This window comes from Alteromonas gilva, from assembly GCF_028595265.1.
GTDB lineage: Bacteria > Pseudomonadota > Gammaproteobacteria > Enterobacterales > Alteromonadaceae > Alteromonas > Alteromonas gilva.
The window spans coordinates 1-11,970 of record NZ_JAQQXP010000003.1 but is presented as its reverse complement, the minus strand read 5'-3'; the positions used below and the strand labels follow the sequence as shown (position 1 = coordinate 11,970).

Genomic DNA, 11,970 nt, shown 5'->3' with positions numbered 1-11,970 from the left:
ATAGCAAATACTTAAACTAATACGGAAGTCGGAGTTATATATGAGTTTAACAGTACTGGTAGCCGATGATTCAAAGCTCTCCAGACGCAGTGTGGTGCGAGCAATCCCACCAGAGCTCGACGTGACAGTCTTAGAAGCAAGCAACGGTAAAGAAGCCATCGCGTTACTCGGCGATGCTGGCATTCAGTTGCTCCTGTTGGACTTAACCATGCCCGAAATAGACGGTGTTGGGGTATTGGAGTATTTATCAGAGCAACCGACGGCCCCGGACGTCATTGTTATCAGCGCCGACTTCCAGCCTGAAAAACAACGCATTGTGATGTCCTTAGGGGCAAAGCGGTTTTTACGTAAACCGCTTGATCAGGAAGAATTAGCGATGACTTTATTTGAACTGGGTTACCTATGAGTTCAATAATGACCCTGTCAGAAGATCAACAGGATGCATTACAAGAACTGATGAATATTTCGATGGGCCAGGCCGCCAACAGCCTCGCTCATTTGATCGAAACAAAAATTGGCATTTCCATACCTAACATTACCGCCGTTACGCCGTCCGGACTGTACGATTTGGTCAGGCACAACCAACAAGCTCATTATACCCGGCAGTCTTTCCTTGGCGATATCCATGGCGAAGTCATGTCGGTGCTTACCGAACACGGACTGGCCGAAGTCGCTGAACTACTCGAATATGAGCAACCACTGTCAGAAGCCGAAGTAAAAGAAACGATTCTGGAGCTCTCAAATATTCTTGCCGGCGCGTGTTTAGCGGGTTTGTCAGAGCAACTTGCACTAACAACCAACCTACAAATGCCAACGTTATTCGAACCACAATTAAATGATTTTTCGAAATTTAGCTGGCAGCACAGTCTGATTATGGAGGTGCAGTTTGATATTCACGACACCTCATTCAACATGCGAGTGGTGTTTTGTCTTGACGATAGTTCGCTGTCCCGGCTTACAGCAACCATCGACAAACTATTAGGTTAACAGTGATGAACAACCCATTGTTAGACAAGCTTCCGGTGGGTATTTGTTTAGTCAACCAGGCCTACGAAATCACCTACTTAAACGCGTTTTTTATTGACCGTATGCCGCCAGACACGGCTGATGCAGCCATCGGCAAACCCCTGGCTGAGGTTTTTCCTGAACAGATCCGGTTCTTAAAACGACGCTTAAAATCGGTATTTGTGCTAAAACACCCCAGCTTTAGTTATTGGGAACAACGCCCGCATATATTCCCGTTTAAGAGCAGTCGCCCCATCACCGATGAAGAAACACAAATGGTGCAGAATATGGAGATTGTGCCGCACAAAGATCAGGCATCCGGGGAGCTTTTTGGCTGCATTTTAATTCAGGATGTCACTGCCCAGGCGAGCTACTTTAAAGCGCAGGCAGCACTGGCCGACGAACTCAAAGCTGAACACGAAGCGCAGCGCAAACTTATTCGCAAGCTCGACCGGGCGCAGTCACAACTGATCCAGGCTGAAAAGCTCGCCTCGACGGGCCAGCTCGCTGCCGGTATTGCCCACGAAATCAATAATCCGATGGGTTTTATTACGGCTAACCTCAATACGCTGGAGCAGTACGGACGCAACCTGCTGGAGGCCTGCCATGATTGTGAACAGCTTATTGCCGCAAAGGCACCGGACTGCCTGGACGATGTCACAGCACTTTTTGCCGCCCGTCATCTTGAGTTAGTTGAGGAAGACATTGAGCCTCTCATTCAGGAGTCAAAAGACGGCCTTGAACGGGTCAAAGACATCGTCTCGACCTTACGCACTTTTGCTCAGGAACCACAACATGCCTGGGGCCACCTGAACTTAAATGAAACCGTAGAGCAGCTGATAAAACTCGTTTCCACCCAGTTTAAGCATGCCCGGTTTAAAGCCACCTGCACGCCAGATAACCTGCGCTGGTATTGTGAGTCGGCCAGTATCAAACAAGCACTGACAAACCTGGTGATAAACGCCGCGCAATCAATCACGGACACAGGACTGGTGCTCATCGACATTAAACACGCCGACAGCGCTATCGTGATCAAGATTGTCGATACGGGCTGTGGTATTAACGAGTCTGACTTACCACGAATTTTTGAGCCTTTCTTCTCCACGCGTGCGGAGGGTAAAGGGCAAGGACTTGGTCTGTCGGTGGTGTACAGCGTGATCGAACGTCACAAAGGGAAGTTACGGGTTAACAGCCGGCCGGGCAAGGGGACCGTCATGGAAGTGTACCTTCCACAACTGCAAGACAACGATACACAACAAAAAACAACCAGCACTGCATCCAATGCACAAACTGAATCGTTATAACGACAGTTATGACTAATTGACTGAGGATATGATGGAACAGGAAACGTTATTACCGCTATTGTGTGCTACCGCCCAGGGCAGCAAAAAAGACTTTGCGCAACTGTATAAGATAACCAGTTCGCAGGTTTACGCCGTGGTGTTAAAAATGCTGCAAAACCAGGCACTGGCCGAGGAGGCAACCCAGGAAGCCTATATCAGGGTATGGCACAACGCGGGCAGTTACCAGCTTGGTAAAGGCACCGTATTAACCTGGCTTATTAGTATCGCCCGCTATCGGGCGCTGGATTTACTGCGCCATAACAAAGTCCGGAAAGAGTCTTCGTTGAGTGAAGACAATCCTGACCACCTCGGTGGTTACGACAACACGCCAGGGGCAGAGCTTGATCACCCAAAGCTTGGTGAGTGCATGGAGGAGCTCGACAACCATCAGCGTCAGGCCATCCATCTTGCCTACTTTAATGGCCTCTCCCATCAGGAAGTGGTTACGCACCTGGCGTCTCCTTTGGGCACCATTAAAAGCTGGATCAGACGCGGCCTGCAGAGCCTGCAAAGGTGCTTATCGGTATGAATTACAGAAAAGAAAGTTTACGCAATGCACTGGCGGCCGAATATGTGCTGGGCACATTACGCGGTGGCGCCCGCCGACGCTATCAACAACTGATGATGCAAAGCCAGCTTATTACCGAAACAACCTGGTTATGGGAGCAGTATTTAAACGGCCTGGGGCAACAAATACCGCCGGTTGAACCGCCGGTGCGAGTATGGCAAGCCATTGAACAAAAACTGGGTTTGAGCGCTGAACAGCAGGATAATGTGGTGCCTATTGGTACATCACCAACGCCGCGCCCGGTGCTATGGCAAGCCATTGCGGGCCTGGCAACTGCAGCGGCAATAGTGATTGCTGTCGTGATGATGCCAGGCACTGCGCCTGAAGTGACACCGGTCACCGACATAGCCGTGGTTGCCGATGACGAAGCCAGACCATTGTGGCTCATTGAGATCAGTCAGTCGTCACTGGCGGTGCGCTCAACCGCGAACTTAACTGCCCGCACTGACAAAGACTTTGAGCTGTGGATGGTGCCCGCCGATGGCAGCGCGCCGATTTCATTAGGTTTGCTACCGGAAGGTGGACAACTTGCGCTTAACCGACCGGGCTGGTTTAACCTAAGCGATATTGCGGCATTGGCGGTAAGCCTTGAACCTAACGGCGGCTCACCTGACGGTTCCCCCACCGAAATACTCTACATTGCCCCCATCAGTGCCGTTTAGTGACGTAACATAGCGTCCTTAATTTAAACCCGACACGGGCCTGCCATTGCAGGCCCTACCTGCTTTTTAGGGCCACTTCATTTGAGTTAATTCAATTCAAAAACAACTTTTATTTATTTTTTTAAATTTTGTTGCATCCACCTGACTACCCTGCGCGTTTGGTTTAGTAACAACTCAACGACAAACAGGTAACATTATGCAACGATTAATACTCTCAACCGTCATTAGTGCTGCTCTGGCAGCACCTGCCGTGTATGCATCCAGCCACCGCGAAGCCCCAAATATCGCTCGCGCACCGGCTCTGGACAGTACCGACTTTTACGCCTTTAACAGTTACGAAAGTGGCCGCGAAGGTTATGTCACCCTGATTGCAAACTATATCCCGCTACAGGATGCCTACGGCGGTCCTAACTACTTTGCCATGGACCCCGATGCCGAATATGCCATTCATATCGACAATGACGGTGATGCCATGGAAGACATCAGCTTTGCGCTTAACTTTAACGCAATGCTGGCCGCCGACAATCAGGGAGTAGCCTTAAGTATTGGCCCCGATGGCGATAAGCGCTCCGTTAAAGTGCCATTAAAAAACATTGGCCCGGTGAGTGCAGAAGACCGCAGCGCTGTTAACTTTTCGGAAAGCTACTCAGTGATGCTCGTCGAGGGCAGTATGCGTAGCGGAGCGCGCACTGAGTTAACCGCCATGGGAGGGTCAGATTTTGCCAAGCCGCTTGATTACATCGGCAATAAAACCTTTACCAGCGAAGCAGAATACCAACGTTATGCCGATCAGTTTGTGTATGACGTGATGCTGCCCGGTTGTGATATGCCGGCCCGTGTGTTTGTTGGCCAACGTAAAGACCCCTTCGTGGTTAATTTGGGTAAGACATTTGACCTGGTTAATTATGTGCCGGTAGAGGGCGATAGCGCGCCGGGTGCAGGTGATGGTGCCGGTTTCCCGGGCGGTATTACCCAGGACACCAGCAACGACGACCTGGCAGATAAAAATGTCACCAGTATTGCCCTGGAAGTCCCCGCCAACTGTATTACCGGCGATGGCAATGGCACCATCGGCGCATGGACAACTGCGAGTCTGCCACAGGCCCGTATTTTAAACCCCAATGCCACCTTTGCTAAACCCGACGTACAGGCTGGCGCCATGACACAGGTGTCTCGTTTAGGTAACCCGCTGGTCAATGAACTGGTCATCGGTATTGGCGATAAAGACAAGTTCTCAACGTCGCACCCATCGCAAGATGGTCAGTTTGCTGACTACGTGACCCACCCGGCCTTACCGGAATTACTTAACATTTTGTTCCGCGATGCAGTGAATTCAACACTGGGAGCCAACATTGAAACCCTGGCACCCACTAACTTTCCCCGCATGGATTTAGTTACCGCTTTTCTAACCGGTTTCGAAGGTGTTAACCAACTTGCTACCGTTACACCATCAGAAATGCTGCGCTTAAATACGGCGATTGCCGCCACGCCTGCCGCAGAGCAGTCCTGGGCTGGCGTTGCTGGTGACGATTTAGCCGGCTTTCCCAACGGTCGCCGCCCCGGCGATGACGTGGTCGACATCGCCCTGCGTGTTGTGATGGGTCGCTTGTGCTATCCCATTCCGGTGAATGGCGTGGAAACCAATCTGGGACTGTGTGAACAAAGCGATGCCAGTGTCGGCAATGTTCCGTTTACCGACGGCGCGCCGCTTGATGCGTCGATGATCAACACCAGCTTCCCTTATCTTGCCACGCCTCTGCCAGGCTCTGAGTAAGGAGATATATTATGCGTAAAATACTCACATTATGTGCATCCAGTCTGGTGTTAGCCGGCTGTTTGGACAGTGATAGCAAAGACGACTACCAAGACATCAACAGGGCGCCGGTGGCTTCTGATTTGATGCTCACCACACAAACCGAAACGCCGATCGTAGAAAGTCTCTCTGCCACGGATGCAGACGGTGATGGTCTGACCTTCGCCCTTTCTGCCGAGCCGGAGTTAGGCGCAGTAACAGTGAGTGCCAATGGCGATTTCACTTATACGCCTTTCGACGAGATCACGGGAACCGATAGCTTTACCTTTACGGTCTCTGACGGGCAGGCGCATGCGGTCACCGGCAGTGTAAGCATTACTATTGAGGCGCTGGAGGTTTCGGTAACCGCGGCTATTCGTGACGCCTTTAGTCAGGCTCCCACTGCTGAACCTATCAAGCTGAACGGCCGGATTTATGTTCAGGATGCGACCAATCCTGCTGAATTCGATGACTTACTCGTAGACTAAAACAACAAGCCAGGGACGGCTGCTAGGGTCTATTGACGTTTGCTGTGCATTTTGGCAGCGGTCCATAGCTGGCAAGTGTGGGCCATTTAGACCAGATAACTGTTTGCAGGTCTAGTGAGTCTAAATCAAAAACAGTCAACGCAGTATAAGTGGCCCACACTAGCCGGTTACCGGGCGCTGCCCGAAGGGGTCGTCATGAAAGCATTTTACTCTTTGTCACAGCCCTTTGACTTAGAACCACTAGGTCGGCAGGACTGTTTCGCGATTAAAACGCTTTCATTTAGACCCAAATTTGTACACCAAACATCAACAGACCCTTAGGAGTGACGACAATGAAACGTACCTTCCAAATTAAACTGACACTGACCGGATTACTCACCGCAGCATTAATAACCTTTATTGGCGCGGTGCTTATACTGATCAAACCAGCGCAAGCTCACAGCGGCCATTTCAATAATGAACGCGTCACTGTGACCAACATGTCAATTGAAAAAATAGAATACTGGATAAACGAAAGCACGCGTCCGGAATTTGATGAACGGGTGTTACCACCCATCATGAGCACGCTGGTTGAGGTGGCAGTAAATGGCACTATGACGCCCCGCGAACGCCTGGCTTATGCCCGCTTATTACAACATGAACATGACTTTGATGGTGCCAACCAACAGTTAGATATATTACTAAGCCAATCGCCGATTTCAGCCAATGCATTGTTGCTCAAAGCCAATGTAGCCTTAAATCAGGGCCAGCCTGAGCTTGCCGTCAAACAGTGCTTAAAATTATTTGGTAAGGTGTCTTCGGTGGTCATCGGCACCTGCGTGCTGGAAGCAAAAATGCAGCTGGCTCCCTCGCCCCGTTACTATAACCAACTGCTCAAAATAACCGGGCAATTCGCAGCTGACTCAAGCGCCGTAAAAGTATGGGTGAATGAGGTATTGGCCGATATGGCGCTATACAATGATCAACCTCGCCAGGCCATCAGTCATCTTGAAGCACAACCTTTCAGTGACTGGCCGGTGAGTAGCTGGGTTGCCTGGTCGAAGGCCAAGCTGGCAGTAGGGGAAGGACAGGATATTTTAAATGAACTGGCGCCTTATGTTGCGTTCAACCCTGTTCCAAACGACAGCATGTTGCTTTACCTGGCTCTTGCGGAGCTGCAAGCCGGCGATGCCGAGCGCTGGGTAGCCAAAATGACCCAACGCGTTGACACCCGTGAGCAACATGAAGAAACCACTCACGCTGCAGAAATGGCCCAGTACTACTGGCAGATAGCGCAGCGTCCGGCACAGGCACTGCGGTGGGCAAAAATTAACTGGCAACAAGCGAAGTCGCTGAACGACAAGTTACTGTTGACTACTATTGAACGCATGCAGGCAGAGCAGTCATAAATGCTGACTATTCAGCGCCGCCCGGCGTGTCCTGTTGGCCGATGGTGTGATAACGATAGCAACCGTCCGCATCTTTTTGCCGCGCCATAGAGCCGTTGTAGTATAAATAATTCAGGTGAGCGAGCCCTTCAGCCAGGGCAAAAAACAACAGTTGACCGCTGAGTTCACGGGCATACAACTCGGGCATGCACTGGAGCAACGTTCGTGGCGCCTGACAAAATTCGGTCAACTGGTTGAGCATGGCGTTATGATGCTCATGTAACGCCTGACAACGAAAGCCCAGCCCCTTATAGGGCACATTGTGGGAGGGTAATACCAGGGTCTCATCAGGAAGCTTAGCCAGCGTATCCAGACTGGCAAAATAGTCAACCAAAGGGTTGGCGTCGGGCTCGCGGCTGTAAACGCCTATATTGGGTGAAATATACGGTAAGACTTGATCTCCGCCAATCAGGAGCTGGTCGGCGGCGCAGTATAAACAAACATGTTCGGGCGAGTGTCCACCAAACGTGAGTACCTGCCAGTCGCGTCCACCGATCGATAAGGTATCATCCTGTATAAGCCGGTGATAAGCCAGCGGCAAAGGGGCCACAGCCTGAGTATACTCAGAACGGTCACTGACATATTGCTGTGCATGTTCAGGTGTGAGACCGGCCTGAATAAAGTAGTCCATTTCTACCGAAGTATCAGCATCCGGGTTGGGCGCAAAGGTGGTATTGGCGGCGTAATATTCCAGGGCACTCATCCACAGCGGCACCTTGAACTCTGTGCATAACCACCCCGCTAAGCCACAATGATCAGGATGCATGTGGGTCACTATGACACCTACCACCGGTTTATGCAGTGCAGCCAGACAATGCAGCCATACCGCTTTACTGCGGGAGCTCTGCACTCCGGTGTCGAGCAGATACAGCCCCTTTTCATCTTCAAGTACATAAAGATTAATATGATCCAGCGCAAAAGGCAGCGGCATCCGCAGCCAATAGATACCACTGGCGACTTCACAAAGTTCGCCCGGCGCTGGTATCGGGTGGCTACTTGGCGTTATCATTCGACCTACTTTACGATTCAATTGAGCGTGCACTATACCATTACTCCTACGTTGTCGCCGCCACCCTGTATTAAATAAATGGTTGCCGTGAAATCATGACAAAGACTGTAGCCGGACACGGCATGGTGTTAACCGCCAGGATGATTCCCCGAGGTTCAGCCCAGCAAATAGAGATATGGTTAGCTGGTGCAGACGGCCCCAAACGCCTGCTTACGCCACCAGAGCCAGCCATCTGTTTTGTTAGCCAGCAAGAGACCGCTGCACTGAAACGTCTGTGCAAAGAGCAGGGGATTACAGCGTCAGTTACTCCCTTGTCGCTTACCACTTTTACCCACGAAGCGGTCAGCGTGGTCAAGTTACAGCAGGATAAACTCCTGTACAGACTTAGAAGATTGTGCGCCGAGCACGCTATTACACTTTACGAAGCGGATATAAAAACCACTGAACGCTTTTTTATGGAGCGCTTTATTACCAGTGGTGTCACTTACAGGGGGCAGCCCGGCGCGGATGGTCAAACCATTAACAACGCGCGCCTCAAGCCAGCTGATTTTCGTACCCGGTTACTGACGTTTTCTTTTGATATTGAGTGTAATGAAAAGGGCGAGTTGTTTTCAATTGGGATTGCCTCACCCGTACTCAATAACGTATTAATGATTGGCGACAACAGCAACTCAACGCCAGGAGCGTTAGCTGACGAGGATGCCGCACAGCCATTTAGTATTACATGGTGTGACAACGAAAAGGCCCTGTTAGCGGCGTTTATGCAGTTAGTTCAGCATCACGACCCCGACATTCTGCTGGGCTGGAATGTTAAACAGTTTGATCTACCCGTGCTGGCAGATGCCGCCAAACGATGTGGTATTAAGCTCAGTCTCGGGCGTCAGCATGCTGCCGTGGAGATCAGGGTGTTTGACGACAACCGGGCGATAGTTGAAGTACCAGGGAGAGCCGTAATAGACGGTATTGAAGGGCTCAAGAGCATGACTTTTCAATTTGATTCTTTTGCCCTGGATAATGTCGCTAACCACCTCCTCGGTAAAAATAAGCTTATTGACGAACCTGACAAACTGAGCGCAATAAAGCACTTGTTTCACCACGACAAGCGCGCACTGGCGGCATACAACTACCAGGATTGCGTGTTAGTCAATGATATTGCCGATAAGGTAAGACTTACCGATTTTCTTATGCTGCGCAGTGAGCTGACCGGTTTGAGACTTGGTCGCCCAGGCGGTTCGGTTGCATCGTTTATTAATCTCTATCTTCCCAGGCTGCATCGCGCCGGGTATATCTCCCCAAACAGGCCGAACGATGGCGGCCTGGCCAGCCCGGGAGGCTATGTGATGAGTTCAAAACCGGGTCTTTATCGCAATGTCCTGGTGCTGGACTTTAAAAGCCTGTATCCGTCTATTATTCGTACCTTTAAGATTGATCCACTGGGTCTGGTAGAAGGTTTAAAACAACCAACACATGCTATCCCCGGTTTTAAGGGCGCCTTGTTTAGCCGCGATAAGCACTTTTTACCCGACATAATTACCAGTCTGTGGCAGCAGCGTGATGAAGCAAAACAGCAGCAGGATAAACCACGCTCGCAGGCCATTAAAATTTTGATGAACTCATTTTACGGTGTGCTGGGTAGCGGTGGGTGTCCGTTTTACGATACCCGCCTGGCAAGCTCAATCACCATGCGCGGTCATGAAATTATGCAAATCACCGCCGACTGGATAACTCAGGCGGGTTACGACGTTATCTACGGCGACACCGACTCAACGTTTGTCCACATTGATCAGGATATCGACGCTGACGCGATCCAGCGCATTGGCCGTCAGTTGGAGCAGGATATCAATCAGCGCTGGCAGCATAAAACGCAAAAAGATTACGGTGTACAATGCGATCTCGAGATTGAATTTGAAACCCATTATGAGCGTTTCTTTATGCCAACTATTCGTGGTTCGGAAGCCGGCAGCAAAAAACGTTATGCTGGCTTGATACGACAAGGTGATAGCACAGAGATTGTATTTAAAGGATTAGAAAATGTGCGCTCAGACTGGACCACCCTCGCCAAGGATTTTCAGCAAGCGTTATATGAGAAAATTTTCAGCGATACGCCGGTCAACGACTATGTCACCCAGATCATCACCGGTATAAAATCAGGACAATTCGATCATCAGTTAATCTACACCAAACAAATACGCAAACCATTACGGGAGTACACTAAAACAGCGCCGCCCCACGTTAAAGCTGCGCGCCACGCCGATGAACAAAACCGCAAGTATGGCAAACCACTGCAATATCAGAAGCGTACCAGCATTCACTATGTGATGACGACTATCGGACCACAGGTACCGGAATATCGCAGTCATCCACTCGACTACGACCATTACATCGATAAACAGATCCGCCCTATCGCAGACAGTATTCTGCCTGCCATAGGCAAACATTTCGAGACACTGGTTAATCAGCAATTAGGATTGTTTTAGGCCCGGTTTGTGTTGGTGATAATCGCTATGCACCGGATGTAAGGGTTAGCCTGGCGCACGAACCTCTTACTGGCAGTATCACCGATAATGCTTAACCTGCTTAATGGGTATACTGACTATTGGTCTATTTTGTATAAATCAGTCGCATCGGGCATGGTAGGATTATAACTAATCCGGTTCAGTCAGATTTACCGCTATAACAGCAATAATTTACTGACACGCTAAATAATTAACTCTGTGATAGGAACGCAAGTGCAGTTAAGTTTTAATCAGAATATCAGCCTTGATCAATTAACGAATGAATATGCCAATGATAAGCGCGTTCGCGCCGGCCGCATTCTACAACCAGAGCATGCTGCAGATATCTATACCAGTTTATCAGAGCAGACATCTTATGATATTGCATTAGTGAAAGACAACGTGCCATGTCAATTGACAGATAGCCAGTGGCGGAGTCTCAGTGGGCCGGAGAGACAAAAGATACATCGGGAAACAATGCAGAATGCCTCCAGAGGCGTTGGCTTTATTTATGGCAGATATCAGTTATCTAGTGAGCAGGAGTCAATTACCAATTTACGGGCTTTGCACCAGTGGCTTAACAGCGACACAGTACTATCCTGGGTGCGTAAGTTAAGTGGACATCAGGATATTATTGCCGCCAGCGCCCAGGCAACGCGGTTTACGCCAGGACAGTTTCTTACCCGCCATATAGACACTCATGAAAGTGAACAAAGACGGGTTGCTTATGTGTTGAATTTTACTAAAAACTGGCATCCTGACTGGGGCGGCTTACTGCAGTTTTATCAGCAGGATGGCACCCCAAGAGATGCCTGGGCGCCCGGCTTTAACGCGTTAAGTCTTTTTGATGTGACACATGTTCACAGTGTGACTTATGTCACACCTTTTGCGCTGATGCCGCGATATGCCGTCACAGGTTGGTTCAGAGCAACGCCATTAGCGTAGGTATCCATACGGGCGACGATCGTCGCCTGATATACCAGGCATGTTGGCGTTATTGCTATTTTCGGGCAGAAACAAAAAAGGCCCACTCATTTGAGTGGGCCTTCTTCTTAATTGGAGCCTGGCGGTGTGCTACTCTCACATGGGGAGACCCCACACTACCATCGCCGCTAATACGTTTCACTACTGAGTTCGGAATGGGATCAGGTGGTGCCGTATCGCTATGGCCGCCAGACAAA

Annotated in this window: 11 protein-coding genes and 1 rRNA gene; 10 read left to right on the top strand and 2 right to left on the bottom strand. The window is 50.1% G+C overall.

The genetic code is table 11. From position 1 onward, the window contains the following. The first annotated feature begins 40 nt into the window (after positions 1-40). The 8 genes from OIK42_RS16430 (at position 41) to OIK42_RS16395 (ending at position 7,246) form a co-directional block, all read left to right on the top strand. Positions 41-406, top strand: a complete 366-nt coding sequence (locus tag OIK42_RS16430) for a response regulator (RefSeq protein ID WP_273642160.1) — start codon at positions 41-43, stop codon at positions 404-406. Continuing rightward, complete coding sequence (locus tag OIK42_RS16425; protein ID WP_273642158.1) at positions 403-987, top strand: chemotaxis protein CheC; 585 nt, start codon at positions 403-405, stop codon at positions 985-987. Before OIK42_RS16430 ends, OIK42_RS16425 begins: the two co-directional genes overlap by 4 nt. Positions 988-992: 5 nt before the next feature. Then, positions 993-2,309 carry a sensor histidine kinase gene (locus OIK42_RS16420; protein ID WP_273642157.1) on the top strand — a complete coding sequence of 439 codons (1,317 nt, stop codon included), beginning with the start codon at positions 993-995 and terminating at the stop codon, positions 2,307-2,309. A 31-nt stretch (positions 2,310-2,340) separates the two neighbouring features. Then, complete coding sequence (locus OIK42_RS16415; protein ID WP_273642655.1) at positions 2,341-2,877, top strand: sigma-70 family RNA polymerase sigma factor; 537 nt, start codon at positions 2,341-2,343, stop codon at positions 2,875-2,877. Beyond that, a complete protein-coding gene (locus OIK42_RS16410; protein ID WP_273642156.1) occupies positions 2,874-3,578 on the top strand; it encodes an anti-sigma factor in 705 nt (234 codons plus the stop codon). The genes OIK42_RS16415 and OIK42_RS16410 overlap by 4 nt, the downstream gene beginning before the upstream one ends. A gap of 196 nt (positions 3,579-3,774) precedes the next feature. After that, entirely contained in the window at positions 3,775-5,352 is a 1,578-nt protein-coding gene (locus tag OIK42_RS16405) for a DUF4331 domain-containing protein (protein WP_273642155.1), read from the top strand. Between the two features lie 11 nt (positions 5,353-5,363). Then, positions 5,364-5,858, top strand: coding sequence for an Ig-like domain-containing protein (locus tag OIK42_RS16400; protein ID WP_273642154.1), 495 nt, complete (start codon positions 5,364-5,366; stop codon positions 5,856-5,858). Positions 5,859-6,190: 332 nt separating this feature from the next. Continuing rightward, positions 6,191-7,246, top strand: a complete 1,056-nt coding sequence (locus tag OIK42_RS16395) for a tetratricopeptide repeat protein (protein WP_273642153.1) — start codon at positions 6,191-6,193, stop codon at positions 7,244-7,246. 7 nt (positions 7,247-7,253) lie between these two features. Here the strand turns inward: OIK42_RS16395 and OIK42_RS16390 are convergent, their stop codons facing one another. Further along, positions 7,254-8,294, bottom strand: a complete 1,041-nt coding sequence (locus tag OIK42_RS16390; RefSeq protein ID WP_273642152.1) for an MBL fold metallo-hydrolase — start codon at positions 8,292-8,294, stop codon at positions 7,254-7,256. A 95-nt stretch (positions 8,295-8,389) separates the two neighbouring features. Between OIK42_RS16390 and OIK42_RS16385 the strand changes: the two genes are divergently transcribed. Both OIK42_RS16385 and OIK42_RS16380 read left to right on the top strand, forming a co-directional pair. Next, positions 8,390-10,771: a DNA polymerase II gene (locus tag OIK42_RS16385; protein WP_273642151.1), complete on the top strand. Its 2,382-nt coding sequence runs from the start codon at positions 8,390-8,392 to the stop codon at positions 10,769-10,771. Positions 10,772-11,023: 252 nt separating this feature from the next. Next, the gene (locus OIK42_RS16380; protein ID WP_273642150.1) at positions 11,024-11,734 is read left to right on the top strand and encodes a 2OG-Fe(II) oxygenase; all 711 of its coding nucleotides are present in this window, start codon (positions 11,024-11,026) and stop codon (positions 11,732-11,734) included. A gap of 116 nt (positions 11,735-11,850) precedes the next feature. Here the strand turns inward: OIK42_RS16380 and rrf are convergent. Continuing rightward, positions 11,851-11,966 (bottom strand): 5S ribosomal RNA (gene rrf, locus OIK42_RS16375). Positions 11,967-11,970: the final 4 nt, after the last annotated feature.